This is a genomic window from Alcaligenes faecalis (genome assembly GCF_041521385.1).
Taxonomy (GTDB): domain Bacteria; phylum Pseudomonadota; class Gammaproteobacteria; order Burkholderiales; family Burkholderiaceae_B; genus Alcaligenes; species Alcaligenes faecalis_E.
In genome coordinates this window covers 1848592-1867228 of sequence record NZ_CP168006.1, presented here as the reverse complement: position 1 = coordinate 1867228, position 18637 = coordinate 1848592, and the positions used below count along the sequence as shown (strand labels likewise).

Annotated in this window: 21 protein-coding genes; 14 read left to right on the top strand and 7 right to left on the bottom strand. The window is 54.8% G+C overall.

What is annotated here, in order from left to right; all coding sequences use genetic code 11:
• Positions 1-82: 82 nt before the first annotated feature.
• The 4 genes from prfA to ACDI13_RS08420 are packed head-to-tail and all read left to right on the top strand — an operon-like array spanning position 83 to position 2957.
• Positions 83-1162 (top strand): peptide chain release factor 1, encoded by a 1080-nt coding sequence (gene prfA, locus ACDI13_RS08435; protein ID WP_316988319.1) that lies wholly within the window; start codon positions 83-85, stop codon positions 1160-1162.
• A 2-nt stretch (positions 1163-1164) separates the two neighbouring features.
• The gene (gene prmC / locus ACDI13_RS08430) at positions 1165-2031 is read left to right on the top strand and encodes a peptide chain release factor N(5)-glutamine methyltransferase (RefSeq protein ID WP_316988318.1); all 867 of its coding nucleotides are present in this window, start codon (positions 1165-1167) and stop codon (positions 2029-2031) included.
• A gap of 21 nt (positions 2032-2052) precedes the next feature.
• On the top strand, positions 2053-2379 hold the full coding sequence (grxD, locus tag ACDI13_RS08425) for a Grx4 family monothiol glutaredoxin (RefSeq protein WP_094197909.1): 327 nt from the start codon (positions 2053-2055) through the stop codon (positions 2377-2379).
• A gap of 26 nt (positions 2380-2405) precedes the next feature.
• Positions 2406-2957 carry a UbiX family flavin prenyltransferase gene (locus ACDI13_RS08420; RefSeq protein ID WP_372373108.1) on the top strand — a complete coding sequence of 184 codons (552 nt, stop codon included), beginning with the start codon at positions 2406-2408 and terminating at the stop codon, positions 2955-2957.
• A 157-nt stretch (positions 2958-3114) separates the two neighbouring features.
• Here ACDI13_RS08420 and ttcA read toward each other — a convergent pair whose 3' ends face one another.
• Genes ttcA through ACDI13_RS08405 form a run of 3 tightly spaced genes read right to left on the bottom strand, consistent with a single transcriptional unit; the run spans position 3115 to position 6414 of the window.
• Complete coding sequence (ttcA, locus tag ACDI13_RS08415) at positions 3115-4170, bottom strand: tRNA 2-thiocytidine(32) synthetase TtcA (protein ID WP_316988316.1); 1056 nt, start codon at positions 4168-4170, stop codon at positions 3115-3117.
• Between the two features lie 56 nt (positions 4171-4226).
• Positions 4227-4586, bottom strand: a complete 360-nt coding sequence (gene folB, locus ACDI13_RS08410) for a dihydroneopterin aldolase (protein ID WP_316988315.1) — start codon at positions 4584-4586, stop codon at positions 4227-4229.
• 52 nt (positions 4587-4638) lie between these two features.
• Positions 4639-6414, bottom strand: a complete 1776-nt coding sequence (locus ACDI13_RS08405; RefSeq protein ID WP_316988314.1) for a PDZ domain-containing protein — start codon at positions 6412-6414, stop codon at positions 4639-4641.
• Positions 6415-6448: 34 nt separating this feature from the next.
• On the opposite strand from ACDI13_RS08405, the gene ACDI13_RS08400 reads away from it, so the two are divergent.
• From ACDI13_RS08400 to ACDI13_RS08355, 10 genes are all read left to right on the top strand, one after another.
• Positions 6449-7225 (top strand): enoyl-CoA hydratase, encoded by a 777-nt coding sequence (locus ACDI13_RS08400; protein WP_316988313.1) that lies wholly within the window; start codon positions 6449-6451, stop codon positions 7223-7225.
• 283 nt (positions 7226-7508) lie between these two features.
• Positions 7509-7994, top strand: coding sequence for an ATP synthase subunit I (locus ACDI13_RS08395; protein WP_316988312.1), 486 nt, complete (start codon positions 7509-7511; stop codon positions 7992-7994).
• A gap of 55 nt (positions 7995-8049) precedes the next feature.
• On the top strand, positions 8050-8931 hold the full coding sequence (gene atpB, locus ACDI13_RS08390; protein WP_316988311.1) for a F0F1 ATP synthase subunit A: 882 nt from the start codon (positions 8050-8052) through the stop codon (positions 8929-8931).
• Positions 8932-9035: 104 nt separating this feature from the next.
• A complete protein-coding gene (gene atpE, locus ACDI13_RS08385) occupies positions 9036-9278 on the top strand; it encodes a F0F1 ATP synthase subunit C (RefSeq protein WP_009464117.1) in 243 nt (80 codons plus the stop codon).
• A 154-nt stretch (positions 9279-9432) separates the two neighbouring features.
• On the top strand, positions 9433-9903 hold the full coding sequence (locus ACDI13_RS08380) for a F0F1 ATP synthase subunit B (RefSeq protein ID WP_009464119.1): 471 nt from the start codon (positions 9433-9435) through the stop codon (positions 9901-9903).
• Between the two features lie 14 nt (positions 9904-9917).
• Positions 9918-10457, top strand: a complete 540-nt coding sequence (locus tag ACDI13_RS08375) for a F0F1 ATP synthase subunit delta (RefSeq protein ID WP_316988310.1) — start codon at positions 9918-9920, stop codon at positions 10455-10457.
• A 35-nt stretch (positions 10458-10492) separates the two neighbouring features.
• Positions 10493-12034, top strand: coding sequence for a F0F1 ATP synthase subunit alpha (gene atpA, locus ACDI13_RS08370; RefSeq protein WP_316988309.1), 1542 nt, complete (start codon positions 10493-10495; stop codon positions 12032-12034).
• 94 nt (positions 12035-12128) lie between these two features.
• Complete coding sequence (gene atpG, locus ACDI13_RS08365) at positions 12129-13037, top strand: F0F1 ATP synthase subunit gamma (protein WP_316988308.1); 909 nt, start codon at positions 12129-12131, stop codon at positions 13035-13037.
• Between the two features lie 44 nt (positions 13038-13081).
• On the top strand, positions 13082-14503 hold the full coding sequence (gene atpD / locus ACDI13_RS08360) for a F0F1 ATP synthase subunit beta (RefSeq protein ID WP_316988307.1): 1422 nt from the start codon (positions 13082-13084) through the stop codon (positions 14501-14503).
• Between the two features lie 12 nt (positions 14504-14515).
• Positions 14516-14938, top strand: a complete 423-nt coding sequence (locus tag ACDI13_RS08355; protein ID WP_316988306.1) for a F0F1 ATP synthase subunit epsilon — start codon at positions 14516-14518, stop codon at positions 14936-14938.
• A gap of 266 nt (positions 14939-15204) precedes the next feature.
• Here the strand turns inward: ACDI13_RS08355 and rfbD are convergent, their stop codons facing one another.
• Genes rfbD through rfbB form a run of 4 tightly spaced genes read right to left on the bottom strand, consistent with a single transcriptional unit; the run spans position 15205 to position 18612 of the window.
• Positions 15205-16128, bottom strand: a complete 924-nt coding sequence (gene rfbD / locus ACDI13_RS08350) for a dTDP-4-dehydrorhamnose reductase (protein ID WP_316988305.1) — start codon at positions 16126-16128, stop codon at positions 15205-15207.
• Between the two features lie 6 nt (positions 16129-16134).
• Positions 16135-16683, bottom strand: a complete 549-nt coding sequence (gene rfbC, locus ACDI13_RS08345; RefSeq protein WP_316988304.1) for a dTDP-4-dehydrorhamnose 3,5-epimerase — start codon at positions 16681-16683, stop codon at positions 16135-16137.
• Entirely contained in the window at positions 16670-17551 is an 882-nt protein-coding gene (gene rfbA, locus ACDI13_RS08340; protein ID WP_316988303.1) for a glucose-1-phosphate thymidylyltransferase RfbA, read from the bottom strand. The genes rfbC and rfbA overlap by 14 nt, the downstream gene beginning before the upstream one ends.
• Positions 17548-18612: a dTDP-glucose 4,6-dehydratase gene (rfbB, locus tag ACDI13_RS08335; protein WP_316988302.1), complete on the bottom strand. Its 1065-nt coding sequence runs from the start codon at positions 18610-18612 to the stop codon at positions 17548-17550. The genes rfbA and rfbB overlap by 4 nt, the downstream gene beginning before the upstream one ends.
• Between the last annotated feature and the right edge of the window lie 25 nt (positions 18613-18637).

Below are 18637 nucleotides of genomic sequence, written 5' to 3'. Positions count from 1 at the left end.
TGTCCACCGACTTTTCTGCGGTGCAGCCTGATTGCTTTGCACTGCGCCCAGACCTTCTGATTTTCCCTTTAGGCTGTTCCCTATGAAAGACTCTATGCGCAGTCGGCTTGAGCAATTGTCTCGCCGTCTGCATGAAGTTGATGCCATGCTGGCCGAGCCAGAAATTGCCAGCAATATGGATGAGTTTCGCAAACTGTCGCGCGAGCGTGCCGAGCTGGACCCTGTCGTTACGGCTTTCAAGAGCTATGAAGCGGCCGAGGGCGATTTGCAGGCGGCCCAGGACATGATGTCCGACCCTGAATTGAAGGAAATGGGCGAGGAAGAATACAAGCTGGGCAAAGAGCGTATCGCCCAATTGGAGGACGAGCTGCAAATCCTCTTGTTGCCCCGTGATCCGGACGATACCCGCAACGTGTTCATTGAGATCCGTGCTGGTGCCGGTGGTGACGAAAGTGCCTTGTTTGCCGGGGATTTGCTGCGTATGTACATGCGTTACGCCGAAAACTGCGGCTGGCGCACGGAAATCATGTCCGCCAGCGATTCGGAAGTGGGTGGCTACAAAGAAGTCATCGTGCGTATTGAAGGCCAGGATGTATATGGTCGTCTGAAGTTCGAATCTGGTGCGCACCGTGTGCAGCGCGTTCCCGAGACGGAAGCCCAGGGCCGTATCCATACCTCTACGTGTACGGTGGCCGTGTTGCCCGAAGCCGAAGGCTTGGCAGAGATCACGATCAACCCCGCTGACTTGCGTGTGGACACCTTCCGCGCCAGTGGTGCTGGTGGTCAGCACGTGAACAAGACGGACTCCGCTGTTCGTCTGACCCACTTGCCTACGGGTTTGGTGGTGGAGTGTCAGGACGACCGTTCCCAGCATCGTAACCGTGAAAAAGCCTTGCAGGTGCTGGCCGCGCGTCTGAAAGACAAGCAGCAGCGCGAGCAATCCGACAAAGAAGCCGCCGAGCGTAAAAGCCTGGTCGGTACGGGCGACCGCTCCGAGCGCATCCGCACCTACAACTTCCCGCAAGGTCGCATGACGGATCACCGTATCAACCTGACCTTGTACAAGCTGGGCTACATCATGGACGGTGATCTGGACGAGCTGATCAAGGCCTTGCTGTCCGAGCATCAGGCCGGTTTGCTGGCTGATCTGGCACAGGCGTGAGCATGAGCCTATCTGGTGAGCAGGCTGCGCCCCAAGCGGCTACGCCTGCTGATTCTCCCCGTACCTTGCGAGCCTTGCAGCCGCTAAGCCCCTTGCCGCGCCTGGAGCGTGACATGCTGTGGATGCAGGTGCTGGGCGTCGGTCGTTCCTGGTTGATTGCGCACGACACGGACGAGTTACCGCTGGGCAAGATCCAAGCCTATCAAGCCCTGGAAGCCCGCCGTGTGGCGGGTGAGCCCATGGCGTATATCGTCGGTGTCCGTGAATTCATGGGCCATGAGTTTTTGGTATCGCCCTCGGTGCTGATTCCGCGCCCTGATACGGAAACCCTGGTTGAGTGTGCGCTGGAGCGCGTGCAGAACATTCCATCTCCCCGCATTCTGGATATGGGCTGTGGCAGCGGCGCCATTGCAGTTTCTCTGGCGCTGGCACGCCCCGATGCCCATGTGGTGGCCAGTGACATCAGCACGTTGGTCTTGGCGCAAGCGGGGCTAAATGCTCAGCGTTTGTGTGGGAAAGTCGAGTTTTGCCTGGGGAGTTGGTACGATGCCGTGGCAGGCCAGGAACCTTTTGACCTGATCGTGTCCAACCCTCCATACATTGCAGTGGATGATGAACATCTGGCGCAGGGCGATGTGCGGTTCGAGCCGCGTCAGGCACTGACAGATGGCTCTGACGGCTTGACGGATTTGCGTACAATAGTTCAGGGAGCCGGGCCGTATCTACACCCCGGTGCAAGTCTTCTCATGGAGCACGGCTGGGATCAGGCCGACCATGTGCAAAATATGCTGCGGCAGGCAGGGTTCAAGCAGGTCTTTAGTTATGAAGATCTGGCAGGAATCCGGCGGGTCACAGGTGGACAGTGTTAATTCTTTTCTTAAGAGAACATCATGAGTGAAGTTCAAGATTTCATCCGCGAAACCGTCACGGAAAACCCTGTTGTGCTGTTTATGAAGGGCACAGCTCAAGCTCCTCAGTGCGGTTTCTCCGCTCGTACCGTGCAGATCCTGCGCGCTGTTGGCTTGAGCCAGGTGGTGGTGGTCAACGTGCTGGACGACGCCGAAGTGCGTCAGGGCATCAAGGATTTCTCCAGCTGGCCCACTATTCCCCAGTTGTACATCAAGGGCGAATTCGTCGGCGGTTCGGACATCGTGTCTGAAATGTACGAAAACGGCGAACTGGAAACCATGCTGCGCGAGGCTGGGGCTCTGGAGTGAGCACCAAGCGACGCCTGGTCATAGGTATGACCGGGGCCACAGGTGCGGTCTACACCGTGCGTCTGCTGCAAGTGCTGCAGTCCTGTCCGGATGTGGAAACCCATTTGGTGATCTCGCCTTCCGGGGTGCTGAACATCAAATATGAGCTGGATATCGGCAGGCACGAGATCCAGGCTTTGGCCGATCAGGTGCACAGCTTCCGCGATGTGGGCGCAACCTTGGCCAGTGGCAGTTTTCCTACCGCCGGCATGGTGATTGTGCCCTGTTCGATGCGTACCTTGGCCGCTGTGGCGCATGGCCTGTCCGATAACCTGATTACCCGGGCGGCCGACGTTACCTTGAAGGAGCGTCGCCGTCTGGTGATGATGGTGCGTGAAACGCCATTCAATCTGGCGCATTTGCGTAATATGACGGCCGTGACGGAAATGGGCGGGATTATCTTCCCGCCTATGCCCGCGTTTTACCTGCGTCCCAAAAGCATAGCCGATATTGTCGATCACACAGTGATGCGGGTGCTTGAATTGTTCGATATTCAGGTGCCCGGTGAACGCTGGGATGGTTCGCAAAAGCCGAGCTAAGGCCTGATAGCCATTCGGTGGGTGCAAAAAAGCCCCGATATAAATCTCCAAAACCTGGACATCAGTCTAGAGACGGGCGGTTTATATCGGGGCTTTTCATTGTTTGACGCAGGTGTGTTTGCAAGCAGCAAACACGACGCTACGTTGTGTGCCAGGTTTATTGACCGGAACGACGCTTGCTCATGAACACAATCTGCTGTTCGCCAGATGTTGCTGGCTGTGCGGGTGTGAAGGCGTCCTGACGCGCAGTAGGCACTGAGTTATCGGCGTCTTCCTCAAAGCCTGCAGCCAGCAAGCTCTCGGGCAGGTGATCATCAAAATAATCCTGATCAAAACCTTTATCACCTTCCGGGTCCGCCTGTCCTGTCACCTTCAGGTCTGCAAAGTTATGCAGCTTGGGGTCCATCAGGTGCGAAGGCACGACGCGGGTCAGGGCGCCAAACACGTTCCAGGAACGGTGCGGGAATTTTTTGTCCCAGTCCGCAATCATGCGGTTGATTTCCTGGCGTTTCAGGTTTTCCTGCGAGCCGCACAGGTTACAGGGGATGATGGGGAATTCTTTCAGCTTGGCGTAGGCGATCAGGTCTTTCTCGGGCACGTAGGCCAGAGGGCGGATCACAATATGTTCGCCGTTGTCCGACATCAGCTTGGGTGGCATGCCCTTCATACGGCCACCGTAAAACAGGTTCAGGAAGAAGGTCGCCAGAATGTCGTCACGGTGGTGGCCCAGGGCGATCTTGGTGGCACCCAGCTCCTTGGCGACACGGTACAGGATCCCGCGACGCAGGCGCGAGCACAGAGAGCACATGGTCTTGCCTTCGGCAATCACGCGCGTCACTACCGAATATGTGTCCTGCGTTTCGATGTGATAGGGCACGCCCAGCTTTTCCAGATACTCGGGCAGGATGTGGTCAGGGAAGCCGGGCTGCTTCTGGTCAAGGTTCACGGCCACGATGTCGAACTTGATCGGCGCGCGCTTTTGCAATGTCATCAGCACGTCCAGCAGGCCGTAGGAGTCCTTGCCGCCGGACAGGCAGACCATGATCTTGTCGCCTTCCTCGATCATGTTGAAGTCGCCGATGGCGCGGCCCACTTCACGCATGATGCGTTTGCTCAGCTTGTTGTCATTGACGCGTTGCTTGCGTTCAGCCTTGCTGGCAAACACGGGGGTCTCGGTTTCGGAAGGAGGAAGGGTGCTGGTGTCTTGGGACATAAGGAAAAGCGGAAAGAAGTGTCGTCGTGGCCCCGGCAGGGACGCGGGGCGGGGCTTTAGCGGCTGCGTTCGATCTCGATGCCGACGGCATCACAATCGGTAAAGGCCTCGGGTTTGCTGGCCCGGATTTTAACGCGTTCCACGGCCGGGAAATCATTCTGGATGCGATCAGCGAGGCGTTCCACCAGCGTTTCCAGCAGATGGGTGTGCTCGGTCGTGCTGACTTCAATCAACGCTTCGCGCAACTGGCGGTAGTCCAGTACGGTACTGATGTCATTGTCCTGAACGTCCTGCGTAATGGTGGTGTCGAATTCAGCATCAATATGCAGGGGCTGGCGTTGAGTCAGCTCGTGATCCAGCATGCCGATAGAGGCTTGCACCACCAGATTGTTGATAAATATACGGCGTGTTGTCATGGCAAAAACAAAGTATCAGGCCCGCTGGGTGTGGCGGGCCTGTGAGGGTCAATCAGGACTGGCGGCTCAGGACGCATTCGTCCAACGCAGGGCGTGCCAGTTGCAGCGTGAAGCAGTGTAGTTCATCGCGGCGGAAGGCGTGGACCTGAACGGTCTGGCCGGGCTCGTACGCAGCCAGCAGGCGCTCCAGGCTGGTCGTGTCGCTGACACGCAAGCCGTCAATCGCGACCAGGGCGTCACCCGCAGACAGGCCGGCTTGATGCGCTGCACCATCGGTAAACACAGTGGCCAACTGGCATTGACCCGCGCTTTGGCGCAAGCGGGCGTTCAGGCTGGGTAGCTTGGAGGAGGCTTGCCATTCCAGCTTCAAGCCTTGCTCGGCCAGCCAGGTTTTCAAGGGCAGGTCTTCGCAACCTTCAACATAGCGGGCAATGAAGTCCGTGGCGTCGTAGCCGGTTGCTTCCAGAATCAAGGCAGGCATGGCGTCTTCAGGAATGCCTTGTGGCTTGCCTTGATAGAAGTCGCGGCCATAGCGTTCCCACATCAGCAGCATCACCTCATCCAGGCCCTTGGCCTGCTGGGTATGGTTGCGAATGCACAGGTCCAGGCCCAGGGCAATCAGGGCACCCTTGCTGTAATAGCTGACCAGCGCGTTGGGGGAGTTCTCGTCCTGCTTGTAAAAGCGCGTCCAGGCATCAAAAGAGCTTTGTGCGGCGGACTGCTTGAAGCGGCCAGGGCCACGCTCGACGGCGTTGATGTTTTTGGCCAGCAGCTTTAGGTAGTCGGCTTCGTTCAGCACGCCCGAACGCAGCAGCATCAAATCGTCGTAGTAAGACGTGAAGCCCTCAAACACCCATAGCAATCGGGTGTGGTTTTCGCGGCTCAAGTCATAGGGCGCAAATGCAGCAGGCTTGATGCGCTTGACGTTCCAGGTGTGGAAGTATTCATGGCTGACCAGACCCAAAAAGGTTTGGTAGCCTGCGCTTTTCACCGATTTGTCCTGGCCCTGGGTGGGCAGGTCGCGGCGCGAAGCCATCAGGGCGGTCGAGGCACGATGCTCCAGGCCGCCGTAACCGTCGTCGGTCACCATGGTCATGAACACGTAGCGCGAGCTGCTGTCCAGAAAGGGGGCGCGGCGGGTTTCGGGTTCAAAAAAAGCGATTTGTGCGGCGCAGATTTTCTCTACATCACGGGCGATGCGAGGCAAATCCAGATTGGGGATGACGCCAGTAAAGACCAGTTCGTGTTCGGCGCCGTGGACAAAGAAGCTGATGACCTGGGGAGTGCCCATTTCAATCGGGTGGTCGATCAGTTCGTCATAATTGCTGGCGCGATACAGGCCAAAACCATAACGTTCGGCCGCGCCCGGTATGCCGGTTGCTTCGGGCAGGCTGGTGTAGACCTGCCAATCCTCCATGTCCTTGTTGGATACCAGTTCCAGCAGGCAAGGCTGTTCGGTCTGGCCCTCAACGGCCAGCAGGGCACTGGTGCCATTAAAGAAAGCATGGGTCTGATCAATATGTGCGCCTCGTACGGACAGGTCCCAGGCATAGACCTGGTACTGCACGTTCAAGGGGCCTTCACAGGACTCGCACTGCCAGCGGTGATTGTCCAGCTTGTGGATGGCAACCGGCTTTTCGCCAGAGAAGGCAGTTATGCTTTCGATCTGACGCGAGAAGTCGCGGATCAGGTAGCTGCCAGGAATCCAGGCCGGAAGGCTCAAGATCTGGCCATCTGTTTGGGGGGAAGTGATCTGTATCTGGACAGTCAGGCGGTGGCCGGCGAGATCTGTCGGTTCGGCACGGTAAAGTACGGGTGTAGGTTCCATTCCCCTATTCTATTTAATTTTTCTGGGAGTCAGCATGAACGAACCCTTAGTCAAAGCAGAGGTGCATGGTCGTGTTGCTTTATTGACATTAAATCGACCCAAGGCTTTGAATGCGCTCAATAACGAGCTGATCGCCGAGTTGTATGCCCTGTTAAAGAAATACGATGCCGACAACGAAATCGGTTGTATTGTGCTGACCGGTAATGAAAAAGCCTTTGCGGCCGGTGCTGACATTGGCGCCATGAAAGACTGGACTTACCACGATGTCAGCTCCCAGGATTATTTGGGTGGTCAGTGGGAAGAGCTGCGCCGTTTCCGCAAACCCATCATCGCCGCTGTTGCGGGCTACGCCTTGGGTGGTGGCTGCGAGTTGGCCATGCTGTGCGACTTCATCATTGCGGCTGACTCCGCCCGTTTTGGTCAACCGGAAATCAAGCTGGGCGTGATTCCCGGTTTCGGTGGCACGCAGCGTCTGCCTCGTGCCGTGGGCAAGGCCAAAGCGATGGATTTGATTTTGACCGCGCGCATGATGAACGCCGAAGAGGCTGAGCGTTCCGGTCTGGTCGCCCGCGTGGTGCCTGCCGACAAACTGTTGGAAGAAGCACTTGAAGCCGCAACGGTTATTTCAAGCATGTCACTGCCGTCAGTTTTGATGGCCAAAGAATGCGTGAACCGCGCGTTTGAGTCGTCTCTGGAAGAGGGGTTGCTGTTTGAACGTCGCAACTTTCATGGCTTGTTTGCCACTGACGATCAAAAAGAAGGCATGCGTGCTTTCGTCGAGAAACGTCAGCCCGAATTCAAGCATCGCTAAGTTTCCCAATCGCTGATAAATCAGGGGGTGTGTTGTAAAATTGCTGCGCTGCAATGTTACAAAATAAGCGGACCCCTTGATGCCATTGGGATTGTGTATATCGGCCTTGTATTAAGTATCAAACAAGCAAGGCTGAATTTGCTTACAACAAAAAAAAGACGCTATACTTTATGGGTTTGACGACACCGGCTTTTTAAAAGGGGCCGATAATATTGCGCGGATGGATTGGCCAAGGCCTTTGCAGTACATCCACCCACACAACGTTATCTGACAGTTTCCTATTATGAATCAGCCGATTTATCAGCAAACAGGCACCACCGCCACGGTGCAGGCAGCAGGGGACAAAGCACCATTTCCCGAACCCGTCGTATTGACGCCCGAGCAACGTAGCCGCATGGCTCGCCGGGCAGGGCAAGGGATTGTGCGCACACTGCTTGCTCAGGCTTTTATGGGTCTGTTGGCGATTGGCCTGTCGGCATGGATTTCCGGCGCATATGCAGCAGCCTCGGCACTTATTGGTGCGGCTGCTTATTTTGTGCCTAACGCATTGTTCGCATTGCGTCTTTTGCTGGGTTTGATGGGCGGCGGCAACGCCGGCGCACTTTCCTTCTTTTGGGGGGAAGCCTTCAAACTTGGCTTTGCTGTATTGACACTGGCAACGGCTGCCATGGCAAATACAGGCTGGTTGGTTTGGCCTGCTTTGCTCTTTGGCTTGCTATGTGTCTTGAAGGGATATGTGCTGCTGCTGTTTTTTCGCAAGCTGCCATAACGAATTTTGTTTCACGGGCTTGTCCCATAACATATACATCACAGGGTAAATACAGATGGCTGCTGCTAGTGATATTTCGCCTCAGTCAGGGTACATCCAGCATCACCTGGTTCACTTGAATAACGTGGGTGAAAAACAGGATGTTCTGGCCAACTTCGGTGTCATTAACTACGACTCCATGTTCTGGTCTCTGCTGATGGGTCTGATTGTGGTTTTCTTTCTGTGGCGTGCCGCGTCGGCCGCAACAGCCGGTGTGCCAGGCCGCTTGCAGTCTTTCGTAGAAATGCTGGTCGATTGGGTTGAGGATCAGGCCAAATCGATTGTGCCCAATGCCGAGTCCCGGAAGTTTGTCTCGCCTCTGGCGCTGACCGTGTTTCTGTGGATCCTCATGATGAACGTGCTGGATTTGCTGCCGGTTGATGCCTTGCCATGGTTTTTCATTCAAAGCGGCCTGGGTACCGAGCCTAGCGACCCTCTGTATTACCACCGTATTTTGCCAACTGCTGATTTGAACGTGCCAATGGGCATGTCCATGGGTGTGCTGCTGCTGATGTTCTACTACGGCATCAAGATCAAGCATCCCGGCGGTTTTGTCAAAGAGCTGTTTACTGCACCATTCACCGCGACTGGCCTGATGGCTGTTGTGCTTGTGCCTTTCAACTTTTTACTCAATTGCATCGAATACGCGGCCAAGTCTGTGTCTTTAGGTATGCGGTTGTTTGGCAATATGTTTGCCGGTGAATTGGTTTTCATGTTGATCGCTCTGCTGGGTGGCGCATGGACAGGGTTTAATGGCGCCAGCCTGGGGTTGGGTATCGGTCACATTCTGGCCGGTTCTGTGTGGGCAATCTTCCATATCATGATTGTGTTGCTCCAGGCGTTCATCTTCATGATGCTTACCCTTGTCTATATCGGACAAGCACACGAAGGCCATTAATCCGATTCCGACTGGACAATGGTGTCTGGTTGGGGGGAGCAGGCTTAGCCTGCTAACGCTTTGATTTTTTTGAATTACACCTGATTTTTAACCAAGGAGTTGTCATGACCAACGTAGCTCTCGTTGCTCTTGCTTGCGGTATCATCATCGGTCTGGGCGCTTTTGGCGCTTGCATTGGTATCGCCCTGATGGGTGGTAAATATCTGGAAGCATCGGCTCGTCAGCCTGAACTGATGAACGCTCTGCAAACCAAGATGTTCCTGTTGGCCGGTCTGATCGATGCTGCTTTCCTGATCGGTGTCGGTATCGCCATGTTGTTTGCATTCGCCAACCCATTTGTTGGGTAAGAAGGCGAGTCCGCTGCCGTTTTTGGCAGATGGGCAGGCAGTCGTCGTTAGCGGTGTGTTGCTCGGTTTGATCATGCACCGCTTGTCGACTTGAACATACATGTGTCAGGACGCATACCGCATCCTACACACGTGGTATTGAAGGGATACGACCGTGAATTTAAACGCGACTCTCTTTTTTCAGATGATCGTGTTTTTCGTTTTGGCCTGGTTTACGATGAAATTCGTATGGCCGCCACTGACGAAAGCAATCGATGATCGTCGTCAGAAAATCGCTGATGGTTTGGCTGCTGCCGATAAAGGCAAGGCCGATCTGGCACAGGCCCAAGCGCGTATCAGTCTGATGGATGCGTCGGCCAAGTCCGAAAACCATCAACGCATTGTTGACGCTGAAAAACAAGCGACTGCTCTTTTGGAGCAAGCTCGTCGTGAAGCCGAAGCCGAAAAAGCCCGCATTATTGCGCAGGCCCAGCAAGACGCCAACCAGGAAGTGCAACGTGTACGTGAAGGTCTGCGTAGCGAAGTGGCTGCCTTGGCTGTCAAGGGTGCCGAGCAAATCTTGCGACGCGAAGTTGACGCGAATGCGCATGCCCAGCTGCTCGAGCAGCTCAAGGCAGAACTTTAACATCAAGGCAGGCCATGGCTGAACTATCGACTATTGCCAGACCTTACGCCGAAGCCCTGTTCGCCGCCTTGCGCGACGACAGCCAGGGTCTCGAATCGTGGTCGGCCCTGTTGTCCGAAATGGCTCAGGTGGCCGGTCTCCACGATGTGCGCGAGGCACTGAACGATCCGCGCCTGAATAATGGGCAGCGACTCGAACTCTTTACGGGCCTGGTTAAGTCACAGGTCACCGAAAAGGCTCGCAACTTTCTTCAATTGTTGGTGGATAACCAGCGCATCTTGCTGCTGCCACAAATTGCAGAACAGTTTGATCTATTGAAACACCAACTCGAAGGCACGGCGCAGGCACAGATTATCAGTGCTTTCCCGATGGCTGAGGCTCAGATTGCTGAGCTGACCGCTGGGCTGGAGAAAAAGTTTGGCCTGAAGCTAAAACCGACTGTGACCGTCGACACTGACCTTATCGGCGGTATTCGGGTGATTGTTGGTGACCAGGTGCTCGACACTTCCGTGCAGGCCCGGCTGGCCAGCATGCGCGATACGCTGACCGCATAGCGCGAGTCAGTAAACAGGATTTCAGGAGTCTGAACATGCAACTTAATCCGTCCGAGATCAGCGAACTGCTCAAGAGCCGCATCGAAGGCCTGGGCGCGTCGACTGACGTTCGTACACAAGGTACGGTCGTATCCGTGACCGACGGTATTACGCGCATCCACGGTTTGTCCGATGTGATGCAGGGCGAAATGCTCGAATTTCCGAACAACACGTTCGGTCTGGCCCTTAACCTCGAGCGCGACTCTGTCGGCGCCGTGATTCTGGGTGAATACACTGGTGTTTCCGAAGGCGACGCAGTCAAAACAACTGGCCGCATTCTGGAAGTACCCGTTGGCCCCGAACTGCTGGGTCGTGTGGTTGATACGCTGGGTATGCCTATCGACGGCAAGGGCCCGATCAACGCCAAGATGACAGACGTCATCGAGAAAGTGGCTCCTGGCGTTATTGCCCGTGAGTCCGTCTCCCAGCCCATGCAGACTGGCACGAAAGCCGTGGACTCCATGGTGCCAATCGGCCGTGGTCAGCGCGAACTGATCATTGGTGACCGTCAGACCGGTAAAACTGCCGTGGCTGTGGACACCATCATTGCTCAAAAGGGCAATGGCGTTAAATGTATCTACGTTGCCGTGGGCCAAAAAGCCTCCACGATCAACAACGTGGTGCGCAAGCTCGAAGAGCACGGTGCTCTGGAGTACACGATTATTGTGGCCGCCTCGGCTTCCGAGTCCGCTGCCATGCAATACCTGGCTCCTTACTCCGGTTGCACCATGGGTGAATACTTCCGTGATCGTGGCGAAGACGCCCTGATCATTTATGACGATTTGACCAAGCAAGCTTGGGCCTACCGTCAAGTATCCCTGTTGCTGCGTCGCCCACCAGGCCGTGAAGCCTACCCCGGTGACGTGTTCTACCTGCACTCCCGTCTGCTCGAGCGCGCTGCTCGCGTGAACGCCGAGTACGTAGAAAAATTCACTAACGGTGAAGTGAAAGGCAAGACCGGTTCGTTGACCGCACTGCCTATCATTGAAACGCAAGCCGGTGACGTTTCCGCTTTCGTTCCAACCAACGTGATTTCGATTACTGATGGTCAGATCTTCCTGGAGTCTGACTTGTTCAACGCAGGTGTTCGCCCTGCTATTAACGCCGGTATTTCGGTGTCCCGCGTGGGTGGCGCTGCTCAAACCAAGGTCATCAAGAAGCTGTCCGGCGGTATTCGTACCGACTTGGCTCAGTACCGTGAATTGGCTGCGTTTGCTCAGTTTGCTTCCGATCTGGACGACGCAACCCGTCGCCAGTTGGAGCGTGGTAAGCGCGTGGTCGAACTGCTCAAGCAGCCCCAGTATCAGCCTCTGGCTGTGTGGGAACTGGCCGTGAGCCTGTACGCTGTGAACAACGGTTACTTCGACGATCTGGAAGTCGCTCAGGTTCTGCCTTTCGAGAAAGGCCTGAAAGATCACCTGCGCAGCAAGTTCGCTGCCCTGGTTGAGCGTATCGAAAGCAAGAAGGAACTGGTTAAAGAAGACGAGGCTGAGTTGGTTGCAGCCATCCAGGACTTCAAAAAGCACGGCGCTTTCTAATCATTGTTGGCAGGCGCCGGAAACCCCGGCGTCATGATTAGCGGGAGTCGACAGCCTAGTCTGGCTCCCGATAATGCCCTTACAGGAAAGTGTGATGGCCGGAATCAAGGAAATTCGTACTAAGATCAAGAGCGTGCAAAACACGTCCAAGATCACCAAAGCCATGGAGATGGTGGCGGCATCCAAGATGCGCAAGGCGCAAGAGCGGATGCGTGCTGGCCGTCCCTATGCAGACAAGGTGCGCGAGATTGCTTCGCATCTGATGCAGGCGCACCCCGACTACACTCACCCCTACATGGTTGAGCCCGCCGAAGTCAAATCGGTCGGTATCGTGGTTGTCAGCACGGACAAAGGTCTGTGTGGCGGCTTGAACACCAATATTTTGCGTCTGGTTCTTGCGCGTGTTCGCGAGTTTGAAGACAAAGGTATTAGCGTTCAGACAACGGCTCTGGGTGGTAAAGCTGCTGGAACATTGGCGCGTGTGGGTGCCAATCTGGTTTCTCAGGAAGTGGGTTTGGGCGATGCGCCTAACCTGGAACGTCTGATTGGCGCTATCAAGGTGCAGATCGACGACTTCGTGGAAGGCCGTATTGATGCTGTTTATCTGGCGACCAGCCGCTTTGTCAATACGATGAAGCAGGACCCAACATTTATTCGCTTGTTGCCCCTTCCTTCCGGTCTGAAAGATCCTTTCCAGGCTGGTGATCAGGTAGAGGCTCAAGAAAGTGCTAACTCTTCCGAATACGGTTGGGATTACATCTACGAACCTGATGCCAAGTCGGTTATTGATGACTTGTTGCTGCGTTACGTAGAGGGTCTGGTGTATCAGGCCGTTGCCGAGAATATGGCCTCTGAGCAGTCTGCCCGTATGGTGGCCATGAAAGCCGCTTCGGACAACGCCAAGACCGTTATCGGTGATCTTCAGCTGGTCTATAACAAGACCCGCCAGGCAGCGATTACGAAAGAAATCTCTGAAATCGTGGGGGGTGCCGCCGCTGTGTAATCACGGCAAGGCACACCATCAAAGTTATATTGCAAGGACTCAACATGAGCAACGGTACCATCGTTCAGTGCATCGGCGCCGTGGTGGATATTCAGTTCCCCCGCGACAGCATCCCTAAAGTCTACGAAGCATTGACGCTCGTTGACGAAAGTTCGGCTTTCGCAGAAAAAGGCCTGACTTTTGAAGTACAGCAACAATTGGGTGACGGTGTAGTTCGCACCATCGCCATGGGTTCCAGCGACGGCCTGCGCCGTGGTATGGAAGTGGCCGGTTCGGGCGCTCCCATCTCCGTGCCAGTCGGTGTTGGCACCCTGGGCCGCATTATGGACGTTCTGGGTCGCCCGATCGACGAAGTCGGTCCTATCCAGTCCGACGAGCGTCGCGCCATTCACCAGGCTGCGCCTACGTTTGACGAACTGTCGCCTTCCGTAGAGCTGCTGGAAACCGGTATTAAAGTGATTGACCTGGTTTGCCCGTTCGCCAAGGGTGGTAAGGTTGGTCTGTTCGGTGGTGCCGGTGTGGGCAAGACCGTGAACATGCTGGAGCTGATCAACAACATCGCCAAGGCACACAGTGGTCTGTCCGTGTTTGCCGGTGTGGGTGAGCGTACCCGTGAAGGTAACGACTTCTACCACGAAATGGCTGATGCTGGCGTTATCCAGATGGATAACCTGAGCGATTCCAAGGTGGCTATGGTGTTCGGTCAGATGAACGAACCTCCAGGCAACCGTCTGCGTGTGGCACTGTCCGGCCTGACCATGGCTGAGAAGTTCCGTGACGAAGGCCGTGACATCCTGTTCTTTGTGGACAACATCTACCGCTACACGCTGGCCGGTACCGAAGTGTCTGCTCTGCTGGGTCGTATGCCTTCCGCAGTGGGTTACCAGCCTACGCTGGCCGAGGAAATGGGTAAGCTGCAAGAGCGTATTACCTCCACCAAGACCGGTTCGATTACGTCCATCCAGGCCGTTTACGTTCCAGCCGATGACTTGACTGACCCATCGCCTGCTACGACCTTCTTGCACTTGGACTCCACCGTTGTGTTGTCCCGTGATATTGCTGCTCTGGGTATTTACCCCGCTGTGGACCCTCTGGACTCCACCAGCCGTCAGTTGGATCCACAAGTTGTGGGTGAAGAGCATTACGCAGTGGCTCGCGGTGTTCAGCAGACGCTGCAGCGTTACAAGGAATTGCGCGACATTATCGCGATTCTGGGTATGGATGAGCTGTCTCCAGAAGACAAGCAGGCTGTTGCCCGCGCTCGTAAGATCCAGCGTTTCCTGTCTCAGCCTTTCCACGTGGCAGAAGTGTTTACCGGCTCGCCTGGTAAGTACGTTCCACTGGCTGAAACCCTGCGTGGCTTTAAGATGATCGTCGACGGCGAGTGTGATGCTCTGCCAGAACAGGCGTTCTACATGGTCGGTTCCATCGACGAGGCTTTCGAGAAAGCCAAGACTATTCAGTAAAAAGGATTGCTCATGGCTAAGCTTCATGTTGACGTGGTCAGTGCCGAAGAATCGATCTTTGCCGGTGAGGCAAAGTTCGTGGCGCTGCCCGGCGAGGCTGGAGAGCTGGGTATTTTGCCTGGTCACACTCCACTGATCTCGCGGATTCGTCCCGGCACGCTGAAGATCGTTATGGACGATGGCAGCGAAGAGCATATCTTTGTCGCTGGCGGCATACTCGAGGTTCAGCCTGGGAAAGTCACTGTATTGTCGGATACCGCGATTCGCGCACACGACTTGGATGAAGCAAAGGCTCTGGAAGCCCGCAAACATGCGGAAGAAGCCCTGCGCAACACCAAGGACAAAGCCGACATCGCTGTTGTGGAAGCCGAGTTGGCCATGCTGGCCGCTCAAGCCGCCGCAGCACGACGCCTGAGCAACGCGCGCAAGCACTAAGCTCAAGTCGGTAGCAAACGCAAAAAAGCCACCCTTGGGGGTGGCTTTTTTGCGTTTGCTGTAGACAGAAGGGTGGGGTTGAATATCTACTTTTTCTGACTGCAACTGCAACTGCAGTAATCAACTACCTGAGTGGCGACTATGTCAGAGGTATAGGTAGAGATTCCGACTGGCAGTGGGTGTCCCTGATGGGTCGAACTCGGCTACCACAGGGCAGAATAAGCACACCATCCGCTTTGGTTGTGGCACCCATGCGGCTTGGTTTGCTACATCTGTTTCAGGGCAAGCAGACTTTGCTCGATACCGTGTTGCCAGTCTTTTTCGATATGTTGTGCACCTAGCAGAGCATCCAGCCTGCCTTGTAGCAGACTAGACTGTGCTGGCCGCTTGGCAGGTGTCGGGTACTGGCTAGTAGCGATAGCGTTCAACCTTGGTGCCTGCGCAAGCAGTCCCAGTTTGACGGCCTGGGCAAAGATTTCCTGGGCGAAGCCATACCAACTGATAGAGGGTTGGCCTGCAAAATGGTAGATGCCGGATGGAGACTGCTGCTTGCCAGTGTCCTGTTTGGACTCACACAGCCGTTGTGCCAGTTGCAGTAATACTTGAGCAATATGTGGCGCGTAGCTGGGGCCACCAATCTGATCATCCACAATGTTCAGCTCGGTGTGCTCTTTGCCCAAGCGAAGCATGGTCTTCAGAAAGTTCTTTCCAAACTGACTGAACACCCAACTAGTGCGCAAAATGATGGCCGAGGGCAGGGCAGCCAGGACTGCTTGTTCCCCCGCCAATTTGCTTTGTCCGTAGACACTGGCAGGCTGCGTAGAGGCGTCTTCGGCATAGGGAGTCTCTGCCAGACCGTCAAAGACGTAGTCTGTAGAGACATGTACCAGCCCTATGCCACGTTCAGCGCAGGCAGCGGCCAGAAGGCCGGGGGCTATGCCGTTGATCAGGTGTGCTGTCTCTGGTTCGGACTCTGCCTGGTCGACAGCGGTGTAGGCAGCTGTGTTGATTAGGACTGTTGGCTTGTACTGATCTAATGCGCGTGCGATTGAGTCTGGTTGGGTGATATCCAGTTCATCTCGGCTGAGCAGACTTAGGTTGCTGTCCAAGGGTCCGAGCTTGTGTATCCATTGGAAGGATTGCCCTAGCTGGCCTTGAGCTCCTGTAACAAGAATGGGGGTGTGTGACATGGATACTCAAGTTCTTTGTTGTGTCGCCAACTGTTGAAGGCCTGGATATTGTGTGTCTTTTTCAGATAGCTTCGGGTTTTGGATTGGCCATGCTATTGCCACTTCAGGACAGTTCCATGCCAGTCCGGCCTCGTCCTGGGGGGAATAGTAATCGGTGCATTTATAGGTGAAGTCGGCAATCTCGGACAGAACACAGAATCCGTGTGCATAGCCTGGGGGAACCCATAGTTGGCGGTGATTACTGTCGCTAAGCTCTACCCCAACATAGGTGCCAAACGTAGGTGAGGAGGGGTTGATATCGACAGCGACATCGTAAACTGCACCCCGTGTCACGCTGACTAATTTGCCTTGCGGTCGGGTGCGCTGAAAATGCATCCCACGCAGAACACCTTGTTGTGAACGTGAATGATTATCTTGAACGAATGGCAGTGCAATGCCTGCTTGATCACGATATCGTTCGACACTGAATGTCTCCTTAAAGAACCCTCGTTCGTCGCCGAAGACACGTGGTTCGATGATCATGACTCCATTCAATACAGTTTCAATCACCTTCATGTTGCGCTCCAGCCAGTTTCAGCAGGTATTGGCCATAGCCCGTTTTAGCCAACGCCAGAGCTTGCTTGTGTAGCTGCTCACGACTTAGCCAGCCCTGATTGAAAGCAATTTCTTCCAGACAGGCGACTTTCAGACCTTGACGATGCTCAATCGTGCGCACGAAGGTGCCCGCTTCTTGCAGGCTTTCGTGAGTGCCTGTATCCAGCCAAGCAAAGCCCCTGCCTAAAAGGCTGACGTGTAATTCGCCGGACTCCAGGTAGGCATTGTTGACGTCGGTGATTTCCAGTTCGCCGCGGGCGGAAGGTCTGACTTGACGGGCGATGTCGACCACCCGGTTATCGTAAAAATACAGGCCAGTGACAGCAAAATTTGATTTGGGTTTGGAGGGCTTTTCCTCAATCGAAATCGCTTTACCTAGTGCGTCGAATTCGACAACGCCAAAGCGTTCTGGATCACTAACTTGATAGCCAAAGACTGTTGCGCCTGTTTTTCGTTCTGCAGCTTCGCGTAACATCTGGCTAAATCCGTATCCGTAGAAGATATTATCTCCGAGAATCAGACTGACATTGTCTTGGCCGATGAAGTCGGCGCCAATAATAAAGGCTTGGGCCAATCCATCCGGAGAGGGTTGTTCAGCGTAAGACAAAGACAAGCCGTAGCGAGAGCCATCTCCGAGTAGTTTGCGGAAACTGGGAAGATCTTCGGGGGTGGAGATAATCAAGATTTCTCTAATGCCTGCCAACATCAAAACCGATAAAGGATAGAAAATCATCGGTTTATCGTAGATGGGCAGCAGTTGTTTGGACACGCCCATGGTAATGGGGTGAAGGCGAGTCCCAGACCCGCCTGCCAGAATAATGCCTTTCATGCCTTGTTTCCTATACGATCCAGACGGTAGTCGCCGCTAAGCACTCGTTCCCACCAGCCCGTGTTTTCCAGATACCAGGCCACGGTCTTGCGCAGTCCTGTTTCAAATGTTTCTTTTGGGCGCCAGCCTAGCTCATTGGCAATTTTGCTTGCATCGATTGCGTAGCGTTTGTCGTGACCTGGGCGGTCTGTGACAAAAGTGATCAGATCGGCGTATTGTTTGACCCCCTCGGGTTTGCCAGGAGCTAATTTTTCTAGAATAGTACAGATGCTTTGTACGACTTCTAGGTTCTGCTTTTCGTTGTGGCCGCCAATATTATAGGTTTCACCCGCCTTGCCAGCTGTAGCAACCAGTACCAATGCACGTGCATGGTCTTCGACATATAGCCAATCCCGAATCTGATCGCCTTTGCCATAGATCGGCAAAGGCTTACCTTTCAGTGCATTCAAAATGACGTGGGGAATGAGCTTTTCCGGAAAATGGTATGGCCCATAGTTGTTGGAGCAGTTGGTAATCAGCACCGGTAGCCCATAGGTGCGGTGCCAGGCACGGACCAAGTGATCGGAGCTGGCTTTACTCGCAGAATAGGGTGAACTGGGCGCATATGGCGTTGTTTCAACAAACAATTGATCCGTTCCGTCCAGATCGCCATAAACCTCGTCGGTAGAAATATGATGGAAGCGGAACCTGGCTTGTTCCTCACCCTGCAAGCTTGACCAGTACTGTCGTGCGGCTTCCAGCAGGGTGTAGGTGCCCATGATATTGGTCTGAATAAATGCGGAGGGCCCATCGATAGAGCGATCCACATGAGACTCCGCGGCCAAGTGCATGATCACGTCGGGGCAAAACTGCGTGAGTAACTGACTCATCTGGGAGGCGTTACATATATCAGCATGAGCAAATTGGTATCGGGGATTGTGAGCTACCGGAGCAACAGACTCCAGATTCCCCGCGTAAGTCAGTTTGTCGACATTAAGGACGCTGTGATCCGTATCCAGGATCAAGTGGCGGATGACTGCCGAGCCGATGAAGCCCGCGCCGCCGGTGACTAGAATGCGCATGAAGAGATCTCGTTAGTGCGGTTAG

Coding starts and splice junctions, on each gene's coding strand:
- atpD (WP_316988307.1), top strand. CDS start 13,082: ATGAGCAACGGTACCATCGTTCAGTGCATCGGCGCCGTGGTGGATATT.
- atpA (WP_316988309.1), top strand. CDS start 10,493: ATGCAACTTAATCCGTCCGAGATCAGCGAACTGCTCAAGAGCCGCATC.
- atpE (WP_009464117.1), top strand. CDS start 9,036: ATGACCAACGTAGCTCTCGTTGCTCTTGCTTGCGGTATCATCATCGGT.
- grxD (WP_094197909.1), top strand. CDS start 2,053: ATGAGTGAAGTTCAAGATTTCATCCGCGAAACCGTCACGGAAAACCCT.
- folB (WP_316988315.1), bottom strand. CDS start 4,586: ATGACAACACGCCGTATATTTATCAACAATCTGGTGGTGCAAGCCTCT.
- ACDI13_RS08375 (WP_316988310.1), top strand. CDS start 9,918: ATGGCTGAACTATCGACTATTGCCAGACCTTACGCCGAAGCCCTGTTC.
- atpB (WP_316988311.1), top strand. CDS start 8,050: ATGGCTGCTGCTAGTGATATTTCGCCTCAGTCAGGGTACATCCAGCAT.
- rfbD (WP_316988305.1), bottom strand. CDS start 16,128: ATGTCACACACCCCCATTCTTGTTACAGGAGCTCAAGGCCAGCTAGGG.
- ACDI13_RS08395 (WP_316988312.1), top strand. CDS start 7,509: ATGAATCAGCCGATTTATCAGCAAACAGGCACCACCGCCACGGTGCAG.
- ACDI13_RS08400 (WP_316988313.1), top strand. CDS start 6,449: ATGAACGAACCCTTAGTCAAAGCAGAGGTGCATGGTCGTGTTGCTTTA.
- ACDI13_RS08420 (WP_372373108.1), top strand. CDS start 2,406: ATGACCGGGGCCACAGGTGCGGTCTACACCGTGCGTCTGCTGCAAGTG.
- ACDI13_RS08405 (WP_316988314.1), bottom strand. CDS start 6,414: ATGGAACCTACACCCGTACTTTACCGTGCCGAACCGACAGATCTCGCC.
- prfA (WP_316988319.1), top strand. CDS start 83: ATGAAAGACTCTATGCGCAGTCGGCTTGAGCAATTGTCTCGCCGTCTG.
- rfbB (WP_316988302.1), bottom strand. CDS start 18,612: ATGCGCATTCTAGTCACCGGCGGCGCGGGCTTCATCGGCTCGGCAGTC.
- ttcA (WP_316988316.1), bottom strand. CDS start 4,170: ATGTCCCAAGACACCAGCACCCTTCCTCCTTCCGAAACCGAGACCCCC.
- prmC (WP_316988318.1), top strand. CDS start 1,165: ATGAGCCTATCTGGTGAGCAGGCTGCGCCCCAAGCGGCTACGCCTGCT.
- ACDI13_RS08355 (WP_316988306.1), top strand. CDS start 14,516: ATGGCTAAGCTTCATGTTGACGTGGTCAGTGCCGAAGAATCGATCTTT.
- atpG (WP_316988308.1), top strand. CDS start 12,129: ATGGCCGGAATCAAGGAAATTCGTACTAAGATCAAGAGCGTGCAAAAC.
- rfbC (WP_316988304.1), bottom strand. CDS start 16,683: ATGAAGGTGATTGAAACTGTATTGAATGGAGTCATGATCATCGAACCA.
- rfbA (WP_316988303.1), bottom strand. CDS start 17,551: ATGAAAGGCATTATTCTGGCAGGCGGGTCTGGGACTCGCCTTCACCCC.